Source organism: Afifella sp. IM 167 (genome assembly GCF_020144925.1).
In the GTDB taxonomy this organism is placed as follows: Bacteria; Pseudomonadota; Alphaproteobacteria; order Rhizobiales; family Afifellaceae; genus Afifella.
The window spans coordinates 282,830-305,488 of the sequence record NZ_NSLC01000001.1 but is presented as its reverse complement, the minus strand read 5'-3'; the positions used below and the strand labels follow the sequence as shown (position 1 = coordinate 305,488).

The window sequence follows — 22,659 nt, the reverse complement described above, 5'->3', positions numbered from 1 at the left end:
ATCAGGAACGTTCCGCCGAGGGAGACGATGATGAGCGTTGCAGCTCTCAGGGCTGACGAGGATCCCGCCACGCTGATGGCCGAGATGGGCCGCCGGGCAAGGGCGGCTTCCCGGCCGCTGGCGCTGGCGAGCGCCGAGCAGAAGCACGCCGCGCTCGTGGCGATGGCCGAGGCGATCGGCCGGCGCGTCGAGCCGATCCTGCTGGCGAACGCGCTCGACATGCAGCGCGGCGAGGCCGAGGGGCTTTCGCCCGCCATGCTCGACCGGCTGAGGCTCGACCGCGCGCGCATCGAGGCCATCGCCTCCGGTCTTCTGGCGATCGCGGAATTGCGCGACCCGGTCGGCGACGTGATCGCCTCCTGGGAGCGGCCGAACGGGCTCAGGATCGAGCGGGTGCGGACGCCGCTCGGCGTCATCGGCGTCATCTATGAGAGCCGGCCGAACGTGACGGCCGATGCGGGCGGGCTGTGCCTCAAGGCCGGCAACGCCGTCATCCTGCGCGGGGGCTCCGATTCGCTGGAAAGCTCGGCGGCGATCCATGGCTGCCTGCAGGAGGGCCTGAAGGAGGCCGGCCTGCCGGAGGATGCGATCCAGCTGGTGCCGACCCGCGACCGGGCGGCCGTGGGCGAGATGCTCACCGGCCTTTCCGGCAATATCGACGTCATCGTGCCGCGCGGGGGACGCTCGCTGGTGGAGCGCGTGCAACGCGAAGCGCGGGTGCCGGTCTTCGCGCATCTGGAAGGCGTCTGCCACGTCTACGTCCACGCGGCGGCCGAGCTGGAAATGGCGAAGGAGATCGTCTTCAATTCCAAGCTCCGGCGCACGGGCATCTGCGGCGCCGCCGAGACGCTGCTGGTCGACCGGGCCGTCCTCGATACGCATCTTGAGCCCATCCTCGCCGCGCTCAGTGAGGGCGGCTGCGAGATCCGCGGCGACGAGGAGGTGGTTGCGCGCTTTGCCGGCGCCGTGCCGGCGCGCGAGGAGGACTGGCCCAAGGAATATCTCGACAAGATCATCGCCGTGAAGATCGTCGACGGGCTCGAGGCGGCCGCCGGGCACATCGCGCGCTACGGCTCGAGCCACACCGAGGCGATCGTGACGGCCGATGAGGCGGCGGCGCAGCGCTTCATGGAGCTCGTCGATTCGGCCATCGTCCTGCACAACGCCTCCACCCAGTTCGCCGACGGGGGCGAATTCGGCATGGGGGCGGAGATCGGCATCGCGACGGGCCGCATGCATGCGCGCGGGCCGGTGGGCGTGGAGCAGCTGACGAGCTTCAAGTACTGCGTCCACGGCAGCGGCCAGATCCGGCCCTGAGCGCGGCAGAGCGGTATTGAGCGCAACGAGAAGGCCGAGCCGCATCTATGCGGGCCTCCCACCGCACGGGGCAGGGCAGCGCATCGGGCTTTATGGCGGGTCCTTCAACCCGCCGCATGAAGGACACCGGCAGGTCAGCCTCGTGGCGCTGACGCGGCTCCGCCTCGACGCGGTCTGGTGGCTGGTGACGCCCGGCAATCCGCTGAAGGAGGCGCATGGGCTGAAGCCGCTCGGTGAGCGCATGGAGGCGGCGGCCCGCCTCGCGGCGCATCCGCGCCTGACCGTCACCGGCATCGAGGCGCGCTGGGGGCTCCGCTACACCGCCGATTTCCTCGCCCGGCTGACGGCACGGGACCCGGCGACGCGTTTCGTCTTCATCATGGGCGGCGACAATCTGAAAACCTTCGACCGCTGGGAAGCCTGGCAGGAGGTGGCCGCCCTGGTGCCGATCGCCGTCATGCCGCGGCCGGGCGCGCTCGCCGCGCCGCTTTCCGCGCCGGCGGCCCTGGCGCTCGGCCGAAGCCGCATTCCGAGCGCCTTCGCGCCGGTTCTGGCGGATCTTCACCCGCCCGCCTGGCTCACCCTTGAGGGGCCGCGGACAGTCGCCTCCTCGACGGCGCTGCGCGCCAGGGCAAGCTGAAACGACGCCGAAAAGCGCCTTTCGGGACGTGGCTGCGACGACACAACAAGCCGCGAATGGATTTCTTGCGCCTTATGGACTTGAAACTGTCATGCACTCGTTTCTATCTTTGACACGTGGCATTGGGTCACAAAGGAGCTTCGTCCTCGATCCGGCGACTCCTTGATACGGCTGGGAAGGAAAAGAGGGTTCTACTCCTGACTACAAGCCAAGCCGAGGCGAGCATTCACGTGCTCAGCCCTCATGCAGCTCAGGCAGGCGCCGGCCTGGTTCCGGCGGATGAGCTGAAAACCGTCCTCACGAGCCTCGATGATGCGAAGGCGGAGGATGTCGTCACAATCGACATTGCGGGCAAGTCTGCTCTCGGAGATCACATGGTCGTGGCCTCCGGCAGATCGCACCGGCATGTCGGCGCGATCGCCGAGCGGGTGATCAAGGACGTCAAAGCCCTTGGGGAGCATATCCCGCGCGTCGAGGGTCTGCCCCACTGCGACTGGGTGCTGATCGATACCGGCGACGTCATCGTCCACATCTTCCGACCCGAAGTTCGCGAGTTCTACAACATCGAGAAGATGTGGTCCGCGGAGCCCTATTCCGAGCGCCGCGTCCGTAGCTGAGCCGCCCGCGGCTCATGCGCCTTTTGATTCTCGCCGTCGGCCGGATGAAGTCCGGGCCGGAAGCAGAGCTTGCTGCGCGCTATCTCGACCGGGTCCGCAAGGCCGGCAAGAGCGTCGGCATGGCCGGCGTGGAAGTGCGCGAGCTTGCCGAATCCGGCGCGGCGCGCAGCGCCGACCGCAAGGCGGAGGAAGCCGAGGCGCTGAAAAAGCATATCGGCAGCTCGCCCTTCGTGGCGCTCGACGAGAGCGGAAAAAACCTCAACTCGGAGGATTTTGCCGCCATCGTCGGCGGCAGGGCGGATGCCGGAGAAGCCTCGCTCGCCTTCGTCATCGGCGGGCCTGACGGGCTCGACCCGGCCTTCCGGGACCAGGCGGCGGCCACCATCGCCTTCGGAAAGATGACCTGGCCGCACAAGATGGCGCGGCTGATGCTCGCCGAGCAGCTCTACCGGGCGGTGACGATCCTTTCCGGCCATCCCTATCACCGCGCCTGAGCACGACGCGCAAGACGGGCCTTGTGCCCATGGGCGCGATCTGAAAATCAATGGCGCGGGGCAGGCGATCGCTGGCATTGTGGGATACGTGTCGAATCACTTTACCCGACAGGCTGTTTTCCGCCCCGGCCGCGCGGCGGGACTGACGGCGCTCTGCGTTGCGCTGGCGGCCGGGCCGGCGCATGCGACGGAAACCGTCCTGCCCGACAGCGAGGCGCCGATGTCGGTGCCCGCCGAGCCGGTGCCTGGCTCGCCGGAGGCGCGCGCCAAGGCACGGCAGGCGGAGCTGGAGGCGATCCGCCGTTCCATCAGCGTTTCCGAAAAGCGCCAGGAGCAGCTCAGGCGCGAGATCGAGGCTGTCGAGGCCGGCCGGGCCAAGCTCAGCGGCGAGCTGATCTCCACCGCCCAGCGCCTGAGGCGGGCGGAAAACAGCATCGCCGACATCGAGACGCGGCTCGACCGGCTCGTTGCCAACGAGGCGGGAGTCCGGCGCTCGCTCGCGGCGCGGCGCGAGGTGCTCGGCGAGGTGCTGGCGGCGCTGCAGCGCATGGGCCGCACGCCGCCGCCGCCGATCCTGTCGCGGCCCGAGGACGCACTCGCCGCCATTCGCGGCTCCATCCTCGCCGGGGCGGTGCTGCCCGACATCCGCGTGGAAGCGGAGGCGCTGGCCGCCGACCTTTCCCAGCTGACGCAGCTGAAGGCGCGGATCGAGGAAGAGCACGAGGAATTGAAGAAGCAGTACGCCTCGCTCGGCGAGGAGCAGACGCGCATCAACCTTCTCATCGAATCCAAGCGCGCCGAGCACCAGCGCACGGAGGCGGCGCTTCAGGCCGAGCAGAAGAAGGCGGGCGAACTCGCCGAGAACGCCCAGAGCCTGGAAGGGCTGATCGCATCGCTGGAAGCGGAGGTGGAAGCTTCCGCACAGGCGGCCGAGGCGGCGCGCAAGGCCGAGGAAACGCGGCGCGACAAGACCCCTCAAGAGGAACAGCGGGCCCTGCAGGACACGGCGCGCATGTCACCGGCGATCGAGTTCGAGAAGGCGCGCGGGCTTCTGCCCATGCCGGCCGCGGGGCCGGTGCTGACGCGCTACGGCGAGACCGACGAGATCGGCGCGCATGCGGAGGGCCTTTCGATCGCCACGCGCGAGGGCGCGCGCGTGGTTTCGCCGGCCGATGGCTGGATCGTCTATGCCGGTCCGTTCCGGACCTACGGGCAAGTCTTGATCCTCAACGTCGGCAGCGGATATCATGTCGTTCTGGCTGGGCTCGACCGCATCGACGTCGCGCTCGGCCAGTTCGTGCTGGCCGGCGAACCGGTTGCCAGAATGGGCGTGCAGCGCCTTGCAAGCATCGGTAAAGTTGACCACACTTCCGCCCAGCCCATTTTATATGTCGAGTTCCGCAAGGACGGTCACTCGATCGACCCCGATCCGTGGTGGGACAGGGGCGAGCAGCAAGAGGTTCGAGGATGATGCGCAAAGTGGGACTCGTCGCAGCGGGCGCGGTGGTTGGCGCGCTCGCCATGAGTGCCGTCGCCCAGGTCGGATTGGACGGTTCCGCGACGGCCGCCTCTTCCGAGACATATCGGCAGCTGAACCTGTTCGGAGACGTGTTCGAGCGGGTGCGCGCCGACTATGTGGAGGAGCCGGCTGAAAACAAGCTGATCGAGTCGGCGATCGACGGGATGCTGACCTCGCTCGACCCGCATTCGAGCTATCTCAATCCCAAGGACTTCCGCGACATGCAGGTGCAGACGCGCGGCGAGTTCGGCGGCCTCGGCATTGAGGTCACCATGGAGGACGATCTGATCAAGGTCGTCACGCCGATCGCGGATACGCCGGCCGACAAGGCGGGCGTGCGGGCCGGTGACGTGATCACGCATCTCGACGACGAGCCGATCGCCGGCCTGTCGCTGCGCGAGGCGGTCGACAAGATGCGCGGTCCGGTGAATTCGCCGATCACGCTGACGGTGCGCCGCGAGGGCACGGCAGAGCCGGTGAAGATCAAGATCGTGCGCGACATCATCCAGGTCCGCTCGGTGCGCGAGAAGACGCAGGACGATGTCGGCTATATCCGCATCACCCAGTTCAACGAGCAGACGAGCGACGGGCTGGACGACGCCTTTGCGAAGATCTCCAAGGATATCCCCGAGGACAAGCTGAAGGGCTACATCCTCGACTTGAGGAACAATCCGGGCGGCCTGCTCGACCAGGCGATCGCCGTTTCGGACGCCTTCCTCGACCGCGGCGAGATCGTCTCCACGCGCGGCCGCAAGGCCGACGACGTCCAGCGCGCCACGGCGCGTGCGGGCGACGAGGCGGAGGGCAAGCCGGTGATCGTTCTCGTCAATGGCGGCTCGGCCTCCGCTTCGGAGATTGTGGCCGGCGCCCTGCAGGATCATCGCCGGGCGACCGTTGTCGGAACGCGCTCCTTCGGCAAGGGATCGGTGCAGACCATCATCCCGCTCGGCCGCAACGGCGCCATCCGGCTGACCACGGCGCGCTACTACACGCCGGCCGGCCGCTCCATCCAGGCAAAGGGCATCGAGCCCGACATCGAGGTGAAGCAGGACCTGCCGGACGAGCTGAAGGGCCGCGAGGAGACGACCGGCGAGGCCAATCTGCGCGGGCATCTTTCCAGCGAGGACGGCGACGAGGAGAAGGTCTCGGCCTCCTCCGCCTTCGTGCCGGCCGACGAGAAGGACGACAAGCAGCTTCAGTATGCTCTCGACCTCCTGCGCGGCATCCAGGTCAACAACCGGTTCCCGCCGGACCCCTCGCAAGGTATACCTAACTAGGCGAATCAGCGGGGCATCCGCCCCGCTTCCCACGCCGGTTCGGCAGGGTTGATGGCGGCGGAAGACCTGAATTCTCCTTTGAGGCGCAAGAAGCGGCCGCCCCGCAAGGGGCGGCTTCGCGCTCTTTACTGGGTGCCGCCGGCCCTTGCCGGCGTGGTGCTGGTGACGGCGCTTGTCTGGACGGCGCTGGTCGACGATCCGGATGGCGGGCGCGCCGTCACGGTGGCGCGCATCGGCGACAACGCCGAGGTGCCGCAGACCACAGGCAGCATCAACATCGACCCGGTGAACGCGGCGCGCACGCAGGCCCTGTCGGCCCCGGGCTGGCAGATCGACGCTTCCGCCTCCTACGGCGACGGTGCGGCGGGCAGCCCCGCGGACGAGGCGGGCGGCGAGGCGCAGGGCGAACCCCAAAGCGATTTCGAGCGCATGCAGGCGATGTTGCAGCAGATGCCGCGACAGAGCTCGCTCGCCGCCTCCGGGCCGATCGACGCGCTGATCGAGGCATCCGCCTACGGCCCGGTGCCGCGGATCGGCGAGGACGGGACGCTGCCGCGCCAGGCCTATGCCAGGCCCGCGAGCCTTGCGCCCGACCGACCGAACATCGCCATCGTCGTTTCGGGCCTCGGCCTCAGCCAGACGGGCACGCAGCGCGCCGTGCGCGATCTCGACCCGGCGGTGACGCTCGCCTTCGCGCCGACCGGCTCCAGCCTCAAGCGCTGGGCCGACAAGGCGCGCGGCGACGGGCACGAGCTGCTCATCCAGGCGCCGATGGAGCCTTTCGGCTATCCCGGCATCAATCCGGGCGAGCACACGCTCCTCGTCTCCGCCGAAGGCGGCCGGAACGCCGACAACCTCGCCTGGATCATGAGCCGGATCGGCGCCTATACGGGCGTCATGAACTATCTCGGCACGCGCTTTGCCTCCGAGGACGAGGCCATGCGCGCGCTGCTCGCCCATCTCGGCGAGCGGGGCCTTCTTTATCTCGACGACGGCACGGCGGAGGGCAGCAAGGCGCGTCAGATCGGCGCCGCCGTCGGCACGCCGGTCGTCACGGCCGACCGCACGCTCGACGGCATCCATGGCGCCGACGAGGTCGAGAAGGTCTTGAACGAGCTCGAAATTCTCGCCAAACGGAAGGGCAGCGCCGTCGTGGTCGCCTCCGCCTTTCCGACTGTCGTGGAAGCGATCTCCTCCTGGATGCCGGGAGCGCGGGCACGGGGCGTCAATTTCGTGCCCGTCAGTGCGGTCGCCGAAGAAAGGAAGTAATTTCACATGGATCAGCAAAACGGCGTCGGTCAGCCGCTCGACGGCTATCGTCCGTGCGTCGGGCTCGTCGTCTTCAACCCGGACGGCTTCGTCTTTCTCGGGCGCCGCAAGGGCGGCGAGGAGAGCGTGGCGCAGGGCTTTGCCTGGCAGATGCCGCAGGGCGGCATGGACGAGGGCGAGAACGCGCAGGAGGCCGCGGTCCGCGAGCTCTGGGAAGAGACGGGGATGCGGACCGTGACGCTGCTCGCCGAGGCGCCGCTCTGGTGGTCCTACGACCTGCCGGAGGAGCTCTGCCGCTCGGCCTGGAAGGGGCGCTATCGCGGCCAGACGCAGAAATGGTTCGCCTTCCGCTTCGAGGGGGACGAGAGCGAGATCGACATCGGGCCGCGCGACGGCCATCCGCAGGAATTCACCGAATGGCGCTGGGAGCGGCTCGACCGCACGCCCGACCTCGTCATCCCCTTCAAGCGCGACGTCTACCGTCAGGTGGTGGCGACCTTCGACCGCTTCGCCGCGCTCTGACGCGTGGTTCCGAGGCGGCGCGGTTCGGCCGCGCCGGGAGCGGCGGTGCCAAAAGCGGCGCCCGGCTCAGTCGGTGATGATCTTCACCATCTTGCCGGGACCCGGCTCCTCGCCCGCTCCGAGGCCGTTGATGAGGCGGAAGAGCTCGGCCTGCCTCTCCACGCCCTTCATCCGCGGCGCAAGGCTCGCCACCGTGTCCCGAGGGCCGGTGACGAGGAGGTCGATCCGGAGCGGCCTCAGGCGCGCCACCTCGGCTGGAGCCAGCCGGCGGAAGCTCGACATCGTCTGGTTCAGCGCCGCATCGATATCGCCCGCGCCGCCGCGCTCGGCGAAGATGAAGCGGTAGACGGAGGTGCCGAGGCGGATCGCGCCGATGCGGAAGGCCCAGTCGCCGGCGACGGCGCTCGCCGTGGCGGCGTGCATGTCGCCGACCTCGACGCGTTCGATGGAGCCTTCCTGGAGGCCATTGATCCAGCCGGAAGCGAGATAGGCTTCGGGCGTCAGGTCCTCGTCGAGCTTGACGCCGTCGAAGCGCATCGCCGTATCGTGGCCGGCGGCGGCCAGAACCGCCTCGCGGGTGTTTTCCAGCCGGTATTCGGGCGGAACGCGGAAGCCGATAGCGAGGCGCGGATGCAGGAATTCGCGCCCGCGCACGAAGCCCTCCGAAGGGTCGTCGCCGTAGATGATGCCGTCGATCGCCCGCAGATAGGGGATCCTTCCCTGCTCGCCGATGCCGGGGGCGCCGAACTGGCGCGCCTCCTTGATGACCAGCGCGCGCCGTTCCAGAGCCGCCGGATGCGAGGACAGGAAGTTCTGGGCATCGTCCTTCTCGCCGGTGGCGGAGCGGAAGTCGGCGTAGCGTTGCAGCTTGTCGAGGAAGCGCGAGGCGGCGAAGGGATCGAAGCCGGCGCGCCCGGAGATGCCGACGCCGATGCGGTCGGCTTCGACTTCCTGTTCGCGCGAGAACTGGGCGAGCGTCATGCGCGAATTGATGCGCGCCGACTGGCCGGCCTGCGAATCGGAGAGCACATCGGCGGCGACGCGCTCGACGAGCTCGCTGGTCTGGGCCTTCTGCGCCCGGGCGATCGCATGCCGGGCAAGGACGTGCGCCATTTCATGTGCCAGCACGGCGGCGACCTCGGCCCGGTCGTCGGCGAGCGCCAGGAGGCCGCGCGTGACGTAGATGTAGCCGCCGGGCAGCGCAAAGGCGTTGGCGACGGGCGAATTGAGGATGGTGACCTTGAAGCTGCGGCCCGGCTCGTCGGAGGCCTTCACCAGACGCTGGACGATCCCTTCCGTCTCGCGCTGGGCGTCGGGATCCCCGTAGGCGCCGCCATACTGGGCGATGACGCGCGTATGCTCGCGCGCGCCGATGGCGCTTTCGGCCGGGGAGACCGTCGGTGCCCGCTGCGGCAGAGCCGCCACAGGATCGACACGCGCAGGGCCGCCGGACGGCGCGAGCTGGCAACCGCCGAGCGTAGCGGCGATCAAAAGAGCCAGAACCGTTCCACGCATGCCGTGGCCCATGCGCGCTATCGAGGCGCAAATCAAGGCTTCCCGCCGCATTCTCGTGCCAATTCCTCCAGGCTCAATCCCCGGGGACGATCTCCAGTTGCCAGGGCGCCGCAAGTTCCAGCATCGGGCCCGACCTCTCGGCAAGGAATCCCCTGAGCCGCACCTTTCGGCCCGCGAGCCTTTCGATGCCTGCTTCGCCTCCGAAGGCGTCGCGGCGCTCGGCGGCAATCTCCGCCGTGAAGTCGCGTGACCAGATGCGGCCAAAGTCCAGATAGGTACGAGTGGGCCGGTTCCCAACGGAAATGATCGTTCCCGCGACGACGACGTAACGGCCATATTGTGACGAAAGCGCGTCGGGCGCGTGGGCATTTAGAACTATTTGCGGCCTGGCCCAAAGGCCGCGTGCCGCCCGCCGCGCGCGATCCTCCGCGGCAAGGAAAAGCCGCGCGCAGCTTTCCTGCCGCCCGCCGAGATCGACGGGCAGGGCGACGGCAAGGCCGCGCTCCAGAAGCTCCTCCTGAAGAAGCCTGCCCTGCGCGAAGAAAAGCGCCGGCCGCCTGCCATAGCGATCGGCTTTTTCGGAGAGGAGAGTGAGCCGGATCTCGGCCCGCGCGAGGAAGGCGGAGATCGCCTCCAGCGCCATGTCGTCGAGGTCCTGCGCCTCGGGATCGAGCAGGGAGGGCGGGGCGATGCCGGCCGGCACGAAACGCCGCTCCTGCGCGGCGACCGTGCGGAAATCCTCGGCGATCGGCGCAGCCAGGAGCTCGCCGTCTTCGCCCGTGCAGGAAGGGCCGGCGGCAAGGCAGGCGCGCGAAAAGAGAAGGAGCGCCGCCGCCAGATAGAGGCTAGGCGCCGTTCGGCGGGAGGGTCTCTTTGCGCTCTCGGGCAATGGCGCGCCGGCTCCGCCAGGGATGGATCCAGAAATCATACGCGATCATGGCGACGACGACGAGGAGGACGAGGATGAGGTCCGGCTCGCGTACCCACCAGGCGACGATGAAGAGGAAGGCGGCGAAGCAGGCCAGCGCGAGGAAGGCGATGATCCTGTCGGTCCAGGTGCTCATTGCGCCGCGATCTCCATGTGAGGCTCCGCCGCGACCCGCTCCATCAGCCAGCGCGCCGTCCTCAGGAGCCGCCCGTCCTGTCCGCGCGCGCCGACCAGCTGCATGCCGAGCGGCATGCCATTCGCGCCTTCGGCGAGGGGCAGGGTGATCGCCGGCACGCCGCAGAGCGACCAGATGGTCGAGAACATCGGATCGCCGGTAGCGGAAAGCCCCTCGGGCGCCTCGCCCGGCGCGGCGGGTGTCAGGATGGCGTCATAGCGGGCGAAGATGGCGTCGAGCCCGGCATTGAGGACCTTGCGCCAGTCGAGCGCGGCGAGATAGTCGGCGGCCTTCACCTCACGGCCCTCGGCGATCGCCTCGCGCATCTGCGGGCTCAGCTGTTCCCAGCCGCGCTCGGCCCAGGGGCGCAGGCTGCGCGCAAAGCCCGCCAGCATGATGCGGCGATGGGCGGGGTGGGCGTTGAGAAACTCGGAGGGCAGCTCCACCTCGTCGCATTGATCGCCGAGAAGGGAGGCGAGCTCGCCGATCGCGGCCTGGGTGTCGGGCGCCGCTTCGTTCCAGACCGGCGTCTTCACGAAAGCGAACTGGGGCTTCACGGGCGGCTGGGAGAGCGCGGCGGCGAGCATCGGGTCGTGCGCCGTGGGGCGGGTTTCGGGATCGCCGGGATCGTAGCCCTGCAGCGCCTCGGCGAGGAGCGCGGCATCCGGCACGGAGCGGGCGAAGACGCCGAGCGTGTCGAGGCATTCGGCCTGGACGACGACGCCGGTGCGCGGAATGACGCCGAGGCCGGGCTTGAAGCCGACGACGCCGCAGAAGGCAGCCGGGCGGATCATGGAGCCGTTGGTCTGGGTGCCGACGGCGAGCGGCGCCATGCCGGCTGCCACGGCGGCGGCCGAGCCGGAGGAGGAGCCGCCGGGCGTGCGGCCCGGATCGTGCGGGTTCTTCGTCTTCGCGGGGGAGAGGAAGGCGAGCTCGGTCGTCGCCGTCTTGCCGAGGATAACGGCGCCCTCGGCGCGCAGGCGCGCGGCAACGAAGGAATCCTGGCGCGGACGGCGGCCGGCATCGAGCATTGTGCCGTTCTCGGTCGGCATGTCGGCGGTGTCGATGATGTCCTTCAGCCCGACCGGCAGGCCATGCAGGCGGCCGAGCGGACGGCCCGTCTTGCGCCATTCGTCGAGGCGGGCGGCCTGCGCGCGGACATAGTCCGGGTCGATGAAGGCGAAGGCGCCGATCTCGTCCTCGCGCTCGGCGATGCGGGCAAGATACGCCTCGGCGACTTCTGCCGCGCTCACCTCGCCGCGGGCGATGGCATCCCTGGTTTCGACGGCGCTCAGCGGCTTTGCGGCTTTCATAGTCTCTCCCTAGCGCCCGTAAACGAGGTTCGGCAGCCAGTAGACGATCTCCGGGAAGACATAAATCAGGATCATCGCCAGGATCACCATCGACAGGAAGGGCATGCAGCCCCTGAAGATATCCACGAGCTGCACGAAGGGCGGGGCGATGCCCTTCAGGTAATAGGCCGACATCGCCATGGGCGGCGTCAGGAACGAGGTCTGCAGGTTCAGGGCCACCAGGATGCCGAAGAACAGCGGGTCGATGCCGAAATGCGGCAGGAGCGGCAGGAAGATCGGCACGAAGATGATGATGATCTCCGACCATTCCAGCGGCCAGCCGAGCAGGAAAATGATGATCTGCGCCAGGATCAGGAAGACGATAGGCGAGATGTCGAGGCCGGTGACGAAATCGGTGATGACCTTCTCGCCGCCGAGATAGGAAAAGACGGAGGAAAAAGTCCAGGAGCCGACGAAGAGCCAGCAGACCATCGCCGAGGTGCGGACTGTCAGATAGACGGATTCCTGCAGCCGCTGCCAGGTGAGGGCGCGGTAGGCGGCGGCCAGGACGAGGCCGCCGATGGCGCCGACGGCCGCCGCCTCGGAGGGCGTGGCGAGGCCGAAGAGGATGGCGCCGAGGACGGAGAGGATGAGGACCGCCAGCGGGAAGAAGGAGGTGACGAGAAGCCAGACGAGGGCAAGGCCGGAGACGGCGTTCTCGTCGCGCGGCGGGCGCGGGGCGATCTTCGGGTTTAACCAGGCGCGGCCGATGACGTAGACGACGTAAAGGCCCGCCAGCATCAAGCCGGGCAACAGCGCGCCGGCGTAAAGGCGCACGATGGAGACGCCCGAGGTCGCCGCATAGACGATCAGCATGATGGAGGGCGGGATCAGGATGCCGAGCGTGCCGCCGGCGCAGATGACGCCCGAGGCGAAGCTCGTATTGTAGCGGGCGTTCAGCATCGCCGGAAAGGCGAGGAGGCCCATCAGCGTGACGACCGCGCCGACGATGCCGGTGGCGGTGGCAAAGAGCGCGCAGGTAATGAGCGCGGCCACGGCCATGGAGCCCGGCACGCGGCGCGCGGCGATCTGCAGGGTGGAGAAGAGCCGGTCGACGATGTTCGCCCGCTCCACGATGTAGCCCATGAAGAGAAAGAGCGGCACCGCGGTCAAAACGTCGTTCGACATGACCGAATAGGTCTGGTTGACGAAAAGATCGAAGATCCGGTTGTTGAGGAAGCCGCCCACCCAGGTCTCGGCCTGGGTGAAGAGGTCGGCCCCGCTTTCCACCGCACGGTTGAAGGCGCGCCATTGCCGGTCGGCGTCGAAGTAGGCGTAGTAGCCGAAGCCGACCCCCAGAGCCATCAGCGTGAAGGCGATCGGAAAGCCCAGCATGATGGTGAAGATGAAGATGCCGAGCATGGCGACGGCGACTTGCGGGTCGGTCATCGGTTTTCGCCCGTGCCGCCGCCGCGCGGCCTGTCGGCGGCCTCCTCGCGCCCGGTGAACTCCCCGGCCGTGTGATGGGCGGGCAGGACGATATCGATCGCCTCGCCGCCGTGATGCAGGATCTCGCGCTCGTGCTGCTTGATGAGCTGCGTCTCCAGCTCCTCCACGTCGCTCTCGGCCTGCGGCCAGTAACCGCGCCTGATGCACAGGATGCAGCGGAACACCTGCGCGATGCCCTGGATGAAGAGAAGGATGCCCGCCGCCACGATGATCAGCTTGAACTGGAAGATCGGCACGTTGGCCGGGCTCATGACGGAGACTTCCAGATAGCCGATGGAGCGCGAGGCGTATTTCCAGCCCGAGAAGATCAGCGCGAGGATGCCGGGGAAGAAGAAGAGGAAATAAAGGACGAGCTCGACGGTCGCCTGGGTGCGCGGCCGCCAGAGGCGGTAGACGACGTCGCCGCGCACATGCCCGTCGCGCGACAGCGTGTAGGCGCCGCCCATCATGAAGAGCGCGCCGTACATCATGTAGGAGATGTCGAAGGCCCAGCTGGTCGGGTCGCGCAGGACATAGCGCACGAAGACCTCGTAGCCGACGCCGAAGGTCATGACGAGGATCGACCAGGCAAAGGCCTTGCCGAACCAGGCGGAAACCTTGTCGGCGAAGCGGATGTAGGCTTCCATCAGAAAACCGGTGCCCGAGGGGAGGGGGGAGGACGGCCGGGGATGCGCCCGGCCGCTCTCCGCGTGGCGATCAGAAGGCGAGCTTGCCCGGGAAGTAATGCTCGTAGGCGAGCTTGTAGTCGGCCTGGTTGGTCAGGGCGTAGAAGGCCACGCGCTCCGACCATGCCTTCTGGCTGTCGACCACCTTGCCGAAGAACTCATCCTGGGTGAGGTCGGCGAGCACCGTGTCCCAGGATTCCAGCTGGGCGGCCATGACCGATTGCGGCGTGCGGTAGACGTTGACCCCGTCCTCGTTGATGAGCTTCTGCAGGTCCTTGGAATACTGGTCCATGGCGAGGCCGTAATTGGCCGTGTTCGCCGCTTCCGCCCCGTATTCCAGGATCGCCTGCAGGTCCGGATCGAGCCCGTCATAGAGGTCCTTGTTGACGATGATCTCGAAGAACTCGGCGGCCTGGTGGTAGGAGCCGAGCATGTAGACCTTGGAGACGTCCTGGGCGCCGAAGCGGCTGTCGGAGGTCGGGTTGTTGAACTCGAAGGCCTCGATGACGCCGCGCTCCAGCGCCGGCACGATCTCGCCGCCGGGAAGCTGGGTCACCGAAAGTCCCATGCCCTGCATGATGTCGGTAGCAAGGCCGACGGTGCGGTATTTGAGGCCCTTCATCTGATCGGCGGAGGTGATCTCTTCCTTGAACCAGCCGAGGGGCTGGGTCGGCATCGGCAGGGCGAAGAAGCCGACGACGTTGAGGCCGAGAATGTCCTGGACGAGCTCGCGATAAAGGTCCTTGCCGCCGCCGAAATGGATCCAGGCGAGAATCTGGCCGGCATCGGCGCCGAAGACGGGACCCGTGCCGAAGAGCGAGGCGGCCTTGTTCTTGCCGTACCAGTAGGCCGTGACCGTATGGGCCGCGTCGATGACGCCGTCGGCCACCGCATCCTGGACCTGGAACGCTTGCACGACGGCGCCGGCGGGCAGAAGGTCGATCTTCAGTCTTCCGCCGGACATCGCCTCGACGCGGTCGGCATATTGCTTGGCCATGTCCTGGAAAATGTCGGAAGCCGGCCAGGAAGACTGCATCTTCAGCGTCATCGTATCCTGGGCGGAGACGATCGCAGGTGCAGCCAGCGCGCCGGCGGCAGAGCCGGCAGCAATCGTGCCGACCTTGAGGAAAGAGCGGCGCGATACAGGATTCTTTGTCTCGGACATTTCGTTTTCTCCCGGTGGATTTTATCGCCCCTCTTTGTGGGCTCTTTTGTTGCCTCGCCATCTGAGCCGCTTGTCGGAAAGAATACAAGCAAAACGCTGCGCAAACAGTCGGATGAACGCTCACGGGACGGTGATCGGGGAGAATTCGGCAAGGCGCGGGAGAGCGAATATTCAACGGATCACGGCGTTCTTTCGGGAAGAAGGCCGGCGCCAGGCGGGCCGAAACTTGCCTGCCGGCCTGCCGGGGTATCGCCGGCAGAGAGATGCGGACGAGGGGGCCGGCTCGGAAAAGGGGCGCGGGGTTGTCGCGCGGCTTGGGGGCGGCGCGACCGCAGCGGGACTTGCCCGACCCCGCCCGAGCGGATAGGTATTTTCGCCGTGGCGGGACGGATGCCCCGCCGGAGCGCCGCCGCGCTCAGGCCGCCTTCGCGGTGCGGCCCCGTAGCTCAGCAGGATAGAGCATCAGATTCCTAATCTGAGGGTCACAGGTTCGAATCCTGTCGGGGTCACCAAGGCTTGGTTCAGAAGAGCGGACACATTCCGCTGCATCTCCGATCGGCGCGCATGTCGCCGCCCTTTCCGGTTCTTTTCGTGTGCTGTGCCGTCCATGGAAACCTTCGTCGTCATCTCCGGCTGTTCGGGAGGCGGGAAATCGACCCTGCTTGCAGAGCTTGCGCGCCGCGGGCACGCGGTGGTGGAGGAGCCTGGGCGACGGGTCGTGCAGGCCGAGCTCGCCCGCGGCGGCTCCGCGCTTCCCTGGCAGGATCCAGAAGGCTTTGCCCGGTGCGCGCTGGAGCTCGCCCGTGCCGACCATGAGGCTGCGCCGCGCGGCGAGGGCTGGGTGTTCTTCGATCGTGGGATCGTCGATGCCGCCGCAGCGCTTGCCGCGGCGACAGGGAGGCAGGGCGCCGAGCCGGCCGTGCAGTCGCACCGCTATCACCGGCGCATCTTTCTCGCCCCGCCCTGGCCGGAGATCTTCGTCGGCGATGCCGAGCGGCGCCACGGGCTGAAAGAAGCGGTGGAGGAATACGGCAGGCTCCACGCGGCCTATCCGCGCTTCGGTTATGAGGTCGTCCTCCTGCCGAAAAGCAGCCCTGCGGAGCGGGCAGACTTCGTTTTCGACGTGCTCGCCGGCTAGATCAGTTGCGCCTCGCCGCGTCCGAACGACCAGTTCGCCTTGGTCACTTCCACCAGATTGACGAAGACGTCCTCGCCGCGGATGCCGGGCGAGGCGGAAAGCCGCTCGGCGATGCGCCGGTAGAGCGCCTTCTTCACCTCCTCGCTGCGGGTGTTGCTGGCGGTGATCTGGATGAGGACGAAATCGTCCGAGCGCTCGATGCCGAGATAGGAGCGGCCGAACAGGAGCGTGTCCTCCTCGTGCTCGGACAGCGCCATGAAGAAATCGTCCTCCGGTACGCCGAAGACGTCGCGCATCGCCTCGTAAACCTCGTGCATCAGCGCCTTTCTGTAGGTGGCGGGCTTGCCCGCCCGTATCGCGATCCGCGTTACCGGCATCGTTCCTCTCCTTCCGGCTTCATCGAGCTTGGCGAAGGCTAGGCAGCGATCTATGATTTACAAAATGAATTTGTGCTATTTCTGAAATTTGGATTGCAAATGATCGGACTGCCAGCTCTTGACCTCGACTGCCTGAGGGCCTTCGTGCTTGCCGCCGACACGAAAAGCTTCACGGCGGCCGGCAACGCGCTCGGTGCGACGCAGTCGACGGTCAGCGTGCGTATCCGGAAGCTGGAGGAGCGGCTCGGCAGGAGATTGATGGAGCGCACGCCACGCTCCGTCGCCTTGACGCAGGCCGGGGCGGAGTTTCTGGAGGATGCGCGGCGCATTCTGGTCCTCAACGACGAGGCGGTGCTGCGGATGAGGGGCGGCGCACCGCGCTCCTTCGATCTCGGCGTCAGCGACCATGCCGCCGGGGCGCTGTTGCCGCAACTCCTCGCCGGAATGCGCCAGCGGCTGCCGGAGATCGCTCCTTCCGTGACGGTCGGACGATCGGCCGGGCTTTTTCGCGACTTCGCCGCCGGCCGCTTCGAGGCGGTCATCGGGCGGCCGGATGCCGAGGAGGAGAGCGACGTCTTCCTCCTTGCCGACCGGCTCGTCTGGACCTCGTCAGCGGGCCTCGTGCCGGCGCGGGGAGAGTCCCTGCCGCTGGTGGCGCTGTCGGCGCCCTGCGATATCCGAGAGATCGCCATCGGCGCCCTCTCCGCGACCGGGATTGCCTGGCGCACTGCCTTCGTCGGGACGGGCGTGGCGGCCGTGCAGGCGGCGGTCTCGGCCGGTCTCGGCGTGGCGTGCCTGGAAGCGCGCAACGTGCCCCAGGGGTGCGAGATCCTCGGGCCGGAGGTGGGCCTGCCGGCGCTGCCGGCAACGCGCGTCGTCCTCCGGATGCGTGACGGGCGGATGCTCGACGGGCCTCCGGAATCCGGAGCGCTGCGTGAGGCGCTGCTTGAGGCCTTTGGGCAGATGTGCCCCGCGGCGCGGCCTAGCCGCTGATCCAGCGCGTGATGAGATAGCCCATCGTCGCCGAAAAGCCGGTGACGCAGGTGCCCCAGGCAAGGTCGACCACGGTGACGGAGACGGGCCAGTTGCGCAAAGTGGCGAGATTGGTGATGTCGTAGGTGCCGTAGGCGACGAAGCCGAGGACGGCGCCGGCGATGAGCGCCGTCGTCCAGGAGCCGGAGGCGAGCGCCGGCGAGACGGCGAAATAGACGAGGCCCGCGACATAGACGAGATAGAAGACCCCGGCGACGGGAAGGTTCGGCTTGTCGGCCATCATCTCGCCGAGGGCGGAGCGATAGAAGGTGCCGCCCATCACGCTCAGCCAGACGAAGTCGAGACCGAAGAAGACGATGGCGGTCGAAAGATAGGCGACGATCGTCTGCGGCATCCGGCTTTCCTCCTCATGCGCCAATCGCATGCCGACGGGTTATAGGTTGCGCATTCGATTCGGCGAGGGGCGCCACGCGCCCGCGCGCGGCAAAAGCGCGGATCTCGGGGCCCGGGGACCGAAAAATCGGTCGCCCCGCAATCCGAAGCGGCTTTCCCTCCGTATCAAGGGCGATAGTTAGTCTGCCAGGGGGCAATCGAGGAATGGATAAAGCGGGTATGGAAGAACCGGGACGGAGGATCGCCGTCATCGGCTCCGGCATTGCGGGCCTTTCGGCCGCCTGGCTGCTTTCCGGGCGGCACGAGGTTGTGCTCTACGAGGCCGAGCCGCGCCCGGGCGGGCACAGCAACACCGTCGACGTTCCCGAAAAGGGGCTCGCGGTCGATACCGGCTTCATCGTCTACAACGAGACGAATTACCCGAACCTCGTGGCGCTCTTTTCCCATCTCGGCGTCGCCACCGAGGCCTCCGACATGTCGCTCGCCGTATCGCTGGACAACGGACGTGTGGAATATTCCGGCACCGGGATCAACGGCCTGATCGGCCGGCGCGGCAATGTCGTGAGCCCGCGCTTCTGGGGGATGGTGAAGGATCTGATGCGCTTTTACCGCGAGGCGCCTGCCCTCCTCGGCGCCGGTCGCAGCGAGGCGCTGACGCTCGGCGAGTATCTCGAGGAGGGCGGCTACGGCCCCGCCTTCATCGAGGATCACCTCCTGCCGATGGCGGGCGCCATCTGGTCGGCGAGCGCGGCGGAGATCCGGGCCTTTCCAGCCCTCGCCTTCGTGCGCTTCTTTCACAGCCACGGCCTGCTGCTGCTTTCGCGGCGGCCGCGCTGGCGCACGGTTTCGGGGGGCAGTCGGCGCTATGTGGAGCGTATGCTCGCCGATTGCAGCGCGGAGCTGCGCGCCGGGGCGCCGGTGGCGCGCGTCACCCGCGAGGAGGACGGGGTGACGGTGACCGATGCGGGGGGCCATGCCGACCGCTTCTCGGAGGTCGTGATCGCCACCCATGCCGACCAGGCGCTGGCGCTGCTTGGCGACGCCGACGCCACGGAATGGACGGGGCTCAGCGCCTTCCGGTATTCGCAGAACCGGGCGGTGCTGCACAGCGACGAGAGGCTGATGCCGAAGCGGCGGCGCGTCTGGTCGAGCTGGAACGTCATCGGCGATACCGGCGGGCACGAGGACAAGCCGCTTTCCGTCACCTACTGGATGAACCGGCTGCAGAATATCGATCCGCGCCACCCGCTCTTCCTCAGCCTCAATCCACCGAAACCGGTGGAGGCGGAAAAGACGATCGCCGAGTTCACCTACACGCATCCGATCTTCGACGCGCCGGCGATCGGGGCGCAGGCGAGCCTGTGGCGTCTGCAGGGAAGGCGGCGGACCTTCTTCGCCGGTTCGTATTTCGGCTATGGCTTTCACGAGGACGCGCTGCAGGCGGGGCTGGCGGCGGCCGAGGCGGCGGGCGGCGTGCGCCGGCCGTGGAGCGTCGCCGAGGAATCCGGCCGGATCAGCCTTGCGCCGCATCTTCTGGCGGCGGAATGAAACACGCTTCCGCCCTTTATGCCGGCAAGGTGGTGCACAGCCGGCTGAAGCCGCGCCGCCACCGGCTGAGCTACCGAGTCTTCTCGTTGCTGCTCGATCTCGACGAGCTGCCGGAGCTCGACCGCAAGCTCCGGCTCTTCGGCCACAACCGGCGCGCGGCGATCAGCTTCCTCGACCGCGACCACGGCAACGGCCGGCCCGGAGAGCTGCGGGCGTGGGTCGACGCGAACCTTGCCGAGGCCGGCATCGAAGGGGGCGGGCCGGTGCGCGTCCTCGCCTATCCGCGCCTCTTCGGCTTCGTCTTCAACCCGCTGACGGTCTATTTCTGCCACGCGGCCTCGGGCCGGCTTTCCGGCATCCTCTACGAGGTCTCCAACACTTTCGGGGAAAGACGCACCTACGTCATCCCGGTGGAGGAGGGGGCCGGGCCGGCGATCGAGCAGGAATGCGACAAGCTCCTCTACGTCTCGCCCTTCATCCCGATGGAGTGCCACTACCGCTTCCGCATCGAGCCGCCGGGCGAGCGCGTGACGATCCGCATCGGCGAGGAGGACGCGGAAGGACCGCTCCTCGTCGCTGCCTTTTCCGGGGAGCGGCGGGAGATGCGCGACGGTGTGCTGATGCGCGCGCTTTTCGGTTATCCACTGATGACGCTGAAGGTGATCGGTGCGATCCATTTCGAAGCGCTGCGCCTTTGGTGGAAGGGCGTGCCGGTGTTCCGGCACCTTCCGGCGGCGGAGCGGATTGCAACGACGATCGTCACGCCCGTGGGCGCAAAGTCGGCCGGACAGGGGGAATAAGCGTCATGAGTCATGCCGGGGAACGAACCGCAGCGCGCCGGCGCCTCCTGGAGCCGGCCTGGCAGCCTCTGGCGCGGCTCATCGCTTCCGGTATCGCCAAGGGCGAGCTCGCAGTCCATTTTCCGGACGGGCGAATCTTCCGCAGCTGCGGGCGCGAGGCCGGGCCATCGGCGGCGATCCACATTCACAGCGGCCGGCTCGTCGCCCGGCTGATTGCCGGCGGCGGGATGGGTCTTGCCGAATCCTACATCGCCGGCGAGTGGTCCTCGCCCGACCTTCCGGCCTTCCTGGAATTTGCCATGGTCAACGAGCCGGAAGGTGGAGCGGCGCTGGCGCTCGCCCGGCTGAAGGAAGGCGCCGACCGGCTCCGGCATGCCAGACGCGCCAATACCCGCGCCGGCAGCCGGCGCAACATCGCGGCGCATTACGACCTCGGCAACGAATTCTACGCTGCCTGGCTCGATCCATCGATGACCTATTCGGCGGCGCTGTTTACCCAGCCCGACATGTCGCTGCAGGCCGCGCAGACGGCGAAATATGCCCGCATCGCCGAAATGCTGGAGCTGAAGGCGGGCGAGAGCGTGCTCGAAATCGGCTGCGGCTGGGGCGGCTTTGCCGAATACGCGGCCGGCATCGGCTGCCATGTCACCGGTCTCACCCTGTCGGCGCGACAGGCCGAATATGCCCGTACGCGGCTCGGCGATGCCGGCCTTGCCGAGCGCGCCGAGATCCGCCTCGAAGACTACCGCGACGCGGGCGGGCACTACGACAAGATCGTCTCCATCGAGATGTTCGAGGCGGTCGGCGAGGCGCACTGGCCGGATTATTTCGCCGTGCTCGATCGCCGGCTGAAGGCGGGCGGGCGCGCTCTGATCCAGACGATCACGCTCGACCACGGGCGCTTCGAGCGCTACCGGCGGCGGGCCGACTTCATCCAGCGCTACGTCTTCCCGGGCGGCATGCTGCCCTCGCGCGAGGCCTTCGAGGCGAAGGCGAGGGCGACGGGCTTCTTCCTCGCCGATGCCTTCTTCTTCGGCCACGACTATGCCGAGACGCTGATGCGCTGGGAGAAGGCGTTCCTGGCGCGCTGGCCGGAAATCGAGAAGCTCGGCTTCGATGCGCGCTTCCGCCGGCTGTGGCGCTATTATCTCAATTATTGCGCGACGGGCTTTTCCTCCGGCCGCGTCGATGTCGGCCAGTTCGTGCTGGAACGCGGCTAGATCAGGCGCCCCGCGCCATCGTATCTGGCCGTGCCCGGCAAAGGCGGGGCAGATGATCGGTGTGCTCGCCCTTCGCTTCGGCGCGGCGGCGAGCCGGATCCTCGTCGCGCGCCGAGCCTGGCGGCGGCCGCAAAAAAAGGCGCGGCCGCGCCGCGCCCCTTTCCTTCGCGAAGACCGCGTTCAGCCGGTTGCCCGCATTTCCCCACTCGGGGCCGTCGGGCCCTTGCCCGCGCCCGTCGCGACGATGGCGCCGGCGATCTCGGCGATGTCGGCCGGCGAGAGCTCGAGCGTGGCCGCGTCGAGCCAGCCATCGACCTGACCGGGATTGCGCGCGCCGACGATGGCGCCGGTGACGGCCGGCCAGGCAAGCGTCCAGGCGACCGCGACGGCGGGCACGCTGGTGCTGTGGCGCTCGGCGATCGGCTCAAGCGCTCTGGCGAGCTTCAGGTTGCGGTCGAGATTTTCGCCGGTGAACTCGGCTGCGCGCGAGCGCCAGTCGTCGGAAGGCAGCTTCTCGGCCCGCTCCCTGGAGAAACGGCCCGTGAGGAGGCCGGACTGCATCGGCGAATAGACGATGACGCCCGTTCCATGCGCCTCGCACCAGGGAAGCTCGGCCGCCGCGACCTCGCGCTTGATGGCGGAGAAGGGCGGCTGCAGGGTATCGACATGGCCGAGCTTCTCGGCGGTTTCGAGCTGGGCGGCGTTGTGGTTGGAAAGGCCGACGGCCCGCACCTTGCCCTCGGCCTTGAGGTCCAGCAGCGTCTGCCAGTACTCCTCGACGGGCGTGCCGTCCTCGGCCGGCCAATGCATCTGGTAAAGGTCGATGCGCTCCACGCCGAGCCGCTTCAAGGATGCCTCGACCTCGCCGCGAATGCTCTTCGCGGCGCCGATACGCTGCGGCATGGCCTTCGGGTTTTCCTCGTCCCATGTGAGGCCGCATTTGGTGAAGACGTAGGGGCGCTCGGCCTGCGGAATCTCGGCCAGCGCCTTCCTCACCACCTCTTCGGAATGGCCGAGACCATAGATGGCGGCGGTATCGATCCAGTTGATGCCGCGCTCGACGGCGTGGCGGATGGCGGCAACGGATTCTGAATCGTCCTGCGCGCCCCAGCCGACGGCCCAGTCCGGGCCGCCGATGGCCCAGGCGCCGAAGCCGACGCGGGTGATCTCCATATCGGTGCGGCCGAAAGGCCGCGTCGGGAGGGAGGAGCTTTCTGGATGGCTCATCTTTTCTCCTGTCTCGTTCTCAAATCTCTTCGGGTGCCTCGCCCCGGCACATAGGACGG

General features: G+C 67.9%; 23 protein-coding genes and 1 tRNA gene. 14 read left to right on the top strand and 10 right to left on the bottom strand.

Going from position 1 to position 22,659, the window contains the following annotated elements:
* The first annotated feature begins 30 nt into the window (after positions 1-30).
* The 8 genes from CLD20_RS01515 (at position 31) to CLD20_RS01480 (ending at position 7,655) form a co-directional block, all read left to right on the top strand.
* Positions 31-1,317, top strand: a complete 1,287-nt coding sequence (locus tag CLD20_RS01515; RefSeq protein ID WP_224404824.1) for a glutamate-5-semialdehyde dehydrogenase — start codon at positions 31-33, stop codon at positions 1,315-1,317.
* A gap of 16 nt (positions 1,318-1,333) precedes the next feature.
* Complete coding sequence (locus CLD20_RS01510) at positions 1,334-1,957, top strand: nicotinate-nucleotide adenylyltransferase (RefSeq protein WP_224404823.1); 624 nt, start codon at positions 1,334-1,336, stop codon at positions 1,955-1,957.
* Positions 1,958-2,187: 230 nt separating this feature from the next.
* A complete protein-coding gene (gene rsfS / locus CLD20_RS01505) occupies positions 2,188-2,574 on the top strand; it encodes a ribosome silencing factor (RefSeq protein WP_224404822.1) in 387 nt (128 codons plus the stop codon).
* 14 nt (positions 2,575-2,588) lie between these two features.
* Positions 2,589-3,068: a 23S rRNA (pseudouridine(1915)-N(3))-methyltransferase RlmH gene (rlmH, locus tag CLD20_RS01500; RefSeq protein WP_224404821.1), complete on the top strand. Its 480-nt coding sequence runs from the start codon at positions 2,589-2,591 to the stop codon at positions 3,066-3,068.
* 88 nt (positions 3,069-3,156) lie between these two features.
* On the top strand, positions 3,157-4,539 hold the full coding sequence (locus tag CLD20_RS01495; RefSeq protein WP_224404820.1) for a peptidoglycan DD-metalloendopeptidase family protein: 1,383 nt from the start codon (positions 3,157-3,159) through the stop codon (positions 4,537-4,539).
* Positions 4,536-5,864, top strand: a complete 1,329-nt coding sequence (locus CLD20_RS01490) for a S41 family peptidase (protein ID WP_224404819.1) — start codon at positions 4,536-4,538, stop codon at positions 5,862-5,864. The genes CLD20_RS01495 and CLD20_RS01490 overlap by 4 nt, the downstream gene beginning before the upstream one ends.
* Before the next feature lie 78 nt (positions 5,865-5,942).
* Positions 5,943-7,133: a divergent polysaccharide deacetylase family protein gene (locus tag CLD20_RS01485; protein ID WP_224404818.1), complete on the top strand. Its 1,191-nt coding sequence runs from the start codon at positions 5,943-5,945 to the stop codon at positions 7,131-7,133.
* A gap of 6 nt (positions 7,134-7,139) precedes the next feature.
* Positions 7,140-7,655 (top strand): RNA pyrophosphohydrolase, encoded by a 516-nt coding sequence (locus CLD20_RS01480; RefSeq protein WP_224404817.1) that lies wholly within the window; start codon positions 7,140-7,142, stop codon positions 7,653-7,655.
* A 66-nt stretch (positions 7,656-7,721) separates the two neighbouring features.
* Here CLD20_RS01480 and CLD20_RS01475 read toward each other — a convergent pair whose 3' ends face one another.
* The 7 genes from CLD20_RS01475 to CLD20_RS01445 all read right to left on the bottom strand — a co-directional run bounded on the left by CLD20_RS01475 (position 7,722) and on the right by CLD20_RS01445 (position 14,904).
* A complete protein-coding gene (locus CLD20_RS01475) occupies positions 7,722-9,170 on the bottom strand; it encodes a M48 family metalloprotease (RefSeq protein WP_224404816.1) in 1,449 nt (482 codons plus the stop codon).
* Between the two features lie 73 nt (positions 9,171-9,243).
* Entirely contained in the window at positions 9,244-10,059 is an 816-nt protein-coding gene (locus tag CLD20_RS01470; RefSeq protein WP_224404815.1) for a thermonuclease family protein, read from the bottom strand.
* The gene (locus tag CLD20_RS01465; RefSeq protein WP_224404814.1) at positions 10,016-10,234 is read right to left on the bottom strand and encodes a hypothetical protein; all 219 of its coding nucleotides are present in this window, start codon (positions 10,232-10,234) and stop codon (positions 10,016-10,018) included. The genes CLD20_RS01470 and CLD20_RS01465 overlap by 44 nt, the downstream gene beginning before the upstream one ends.
* Positions 10,231-11,586, bottom strand: a complete 1,356-nt coding sequence (locus CLD20_RS01460) for an amidase (protein ID WP_224404813.1) — start codon at positions 11,584-11,586, stop codon at positions 10,231-10,233. Before CLD20_RS01460 ends, CLD20_RS01465 begins: the two co-directional genes overlap by 4 nt.
* 9 nt (positions 11,587-11,595) lie before the next feature.
* Positions 11,596-13,014: a TRAP transporter large permease subunit gene (locus CLD20_RS01455; protein WP_224404812.1), complete on the bottom strand. Its 1,419-nt coding sequence runs from the start codon at positions 13,012-13,014 to the stop codon at positions 11,596-11,598.
* The gene (locus CLD20_RS01450) at positions 13,011-13,700 is read right to left on the bottom strand and encodes a TRAP transporter small permease subunit (protein ID WP_224404811.1); all 690 of its coding nucleotides are present in this window, start codon (positions 13,698-13,700) and stop codon (positions 13,011-13,013) included. The genes CLD20_RS01455 and CLD20_RS01450 overlap by 4 nt, the downstream gene beginning before the upstream one ends.
* A 70-nt stretch (positions 13,701-13,770) precedes the next feature.
* On the bottom strand, positions 13,771-14,904 hold the full coding sequence (locus CLD20_RS01445; RefSeq protein WP_224404810.1) for a TRAP transporter substrate-binding protein: 1,134 nt from the start codon (positions 14,902-14,904) through the stop codon (positions 13,771-13,773).
* Positions 14,905-15,339: 435 nt separating this feature from the next.
* On the opposite strand from CLD20_RS01445, the gene CLD20_RS01440 reads away from it, so the two are divergent.
* Positions 15,340-15,416 (top strand) — tRNA-Arg (locus CLD20_RS01440).
* Positions 15,417-15,511: 95 nt separating this feature from the next.
* A complete protein-coding gene (locus CLD20_RS01435) occupies positions 15,512-16,042 on the top strand; it encodes an AAA family ATPase (RefSeq protein ID WP_224404809.1) in 531 nt (176 codons plus the stop codon).
* Here CLD20_RS01435 and CLD20_RS01430 read toward each other — a convergent pair.
* A complete protein-coding gene (locus CLD20_RS01430; protein ID WP_224404808.1) occupies positions 16,039-16,419 on the bottom strand; it encodes a tautomerase family protein in 381 nt (126 codons plus the stop codon). The two genes, CLD20_RS01435 and CLD20_RS01430, sit on opposite strands and share 4 nt — an antisense overlap.
* Positions 16,420-16,518: 99 nt before the next feature.
* Between CLD20_RS01430 and CLD20_RS01425 the strand changes: the two genes are divergently transcribed.
* Positions 16,519-17,412, top strand: coding sequence for a LysR family transcriptional regulator (locus CLD20_RS01425; protein ID WP_224404807.1), 894 nt, complete (start codon positions 16,519-16,521; stop codon positions 17,410-17,412).
* Here the strand turns inward: CLD20_RS01425 and CLD20_RS01420 are convergent.
* Complete coding sequence (locus tag CLD20_RS01420; protein ID WP_224404806.1) at positions 17,402-17,806, bottom strand: DUF2177 family protein; 405 nt, start codon at positions 17,804-17,806, stop codon at positions 17,402-17,404. The genes CLD20_RS01425 and CLD20_RS01420 overlap by 11 nt on opposite strands.
* 218 nt (positions 17,807-18,024) lie before the next feature.
* On the opposite strand from CLD20_RS01420, the gene CLD20_RS01415 reads away from it, so the two are divergent.
* From CLD20_RS01415 to CLD20_RS01405, 3 genes are read left to right on the top strand one after another with little or no spacing between them, the layout of a single operon-like run.
* Positions 18,025-19,353, top strand: a complete 1,329-nt coding sequence (locus CLD20_RS01415) for an NAD(P)/FAD-dependent oxidoreductase (protein ID WP_224404805.1) — start codon at positions 18,025-18,027, stop codon at positions 19,351-19,353.
* Complete coding sequence (locus tag CLD20_RS01410) at positions 19,350-20,153, top strand: DUF1365 domain-containing protein (RefSeq protein ID WP_224404804.1); 804 nt, start codon at positions 19,350-19,352, stop codon at positions 20,151-20,153. The genes CLD20_RS01415 and CLD20_RS01410 overlap by 4 nt, the downstream gene beginning before the upstream one ends.
* Before the next feature lie 5 nt (positions 20,154-20,158).
* On the top strand, positions 20,159-21,373 hold the full coding sequence (locus CLD20_RS01405) for a cyclopropane-fatty-acyl-phospholipid synthase family protein (RefSeq protein ID WP_224404803.1): 1,215 nt from the start codon (positions 20,159-20,161) through the stop codon (positions 21,371-21,373).
* A gap of 180 nt (positions 21,374-21,553) precedes the next feature.
* On the opposite strand, the gene CLD20_RS01400 is transcribed toward CLD20_RS01405, so the two are convergent.
* Positions 21,554-22,600, bottom strand: a complete 1,047-nt coding sequence (locus tag CLD20_RS01400) for an aldo/keto reductase (protein ID WP_224404802.1) — start codon at positions 22,598-22,600, stop codon at positions 21,554-21,556.
* Between the last annotated feature and the right edge of the window lie 59 nt (positions 22,601-22,659).

Excerpts from the sequence above, each read along its gene's own strand:
- CLD20_RS01460 (WP_224404813.1), bottom strand. The coding sequence starts at position 11,586 with ATGAAAGCCGCAAAGCCGCTGAGCGCCGTCGAAACCAGGGATGCCATC.
- CLD20_RS01430 (WP_224404808.1), bottom strand. The coding sequence starts at position 16,419 with ATGCCGGTAACGCGGATCGCGATACGGGCGGGCAAGCCCGCCACCTAC.
- CLD20_RS01420 (WP_224404806.1), bottom strand. The coding sequence starts at position 17,806 with ATGCCGCAGACGATCGTCGCCTATCTTTCGACCGCCATCGTCTTCTTC.
- CLD20_RS01410 (WP_224404804.1), top strand. The coding sequence starts at position 19,350 with ATGAAACACGCTTCCGCCCTTTATGCCGGCAAGGTGGTGCACAGCCGG.
- CLD20_RS01515 (WP_224404824.1), top strand. The coding sequence starts at position 31 with ATGAGCGTTGCAGCTCTCAGGGCTGACGAGGATCCCGCCACGCTGATG.
- CLD20_RS01455 (WP_224404812.1), bottom strand. The coding sequence starts at position 13,014 with ATGACCGACCCGCAAGTCGCCGTCGCCATGCTCGGCATCTTCATCTTC.
- CLD20_RS01405 (WP_224404803.1), top strand. The coding sequence starts at position 20,159 with ATGAGTCATGCCGGGGAACGAACCGCAGCGCGCCGGCGCCTCCTGGAG.
- rlmH (WP_224404821.1), top strand. The coding sequence starts at position 2,589 with ATGCGCCTTTTGATTCTCGCCGTCGGCCGGATGAAGTCCGGGCCGGAA.
- CLD20_RS01435 (WP_224404809.1), top strand. The coding sequence starts at position 15,512 with ATGGAAACCTTCGTCGTCATCTCCGGCTGTTCGGGAGGCGGGAAATCG.
- CLD20_RS01465 (WP_224404814.1), bottom strand. The coding sequence starts at position 10,234 with ATGAGCACCTGGACCGACAGGATCATCGCCTTCCTCGCGCTGGCCTGC.
- CLD20_RS01475 (WP_224404816.1), bottom strand. The coding sequence starts at position 9,170 with ATGCGTGGAACGGTTCTGGCTCTTTTGATCGCCGCTACGCTCGGCGGT.
- CLD20_RS01415 (WP_224404805.1), top strand. The coding sequence starts at position 18,025 with ATGGAAGAACCGGGACGGAGGATCGCCGTCATCGGCTCCGGCATTGCG.
- CLD20_RS01490 (WP_224404819.1), top strand. The coding sequence starts at position 4,536 with ATGATGCGCAAAGTGGGACTCGTCGCAGCGGGCGCGGTGGTTGGCGCG.
- CLD20_RS01445 (WP_224404810.1), bottom strand. The coding sequence starts at position 14,904 with ATGTCCGAGACAAAGAATCCTGTATCGCGCCGCTCTTTCCTCAAGGTC.
- CLD20_RS01480 (WP_224404817.1), top strand. The coding sequence starts at position 7,140 with ATGGATCAGCAAAACGGCGTCGGTCAGCCGCTCGACGGCTATCGTCCG.
- CLD20_RS01400 (WP_224404802.1), bottom strand. The coding sequence starts at position 22,600 with ATGAGCCATCCAGAAAGCTCCTCCCTCCCGACGCGGCCTTTCGGCCGC.
- CLD20_RS01425 (WP_224404807.1), top strand. The coding sequence starts at position 16,519 with ATGATCGGACTGCCAGCTCTTGACCTCGACTGCCTGAGGGCCTTCGTG.
- CLD20_RS01450 (WP_224404811.1), bottom strand. The coding sequence starts at position 13,700 with ATGGAAGCCTACATCCGCTTCGCCGACAAGGTTTCCGCCTGGTTCGGC.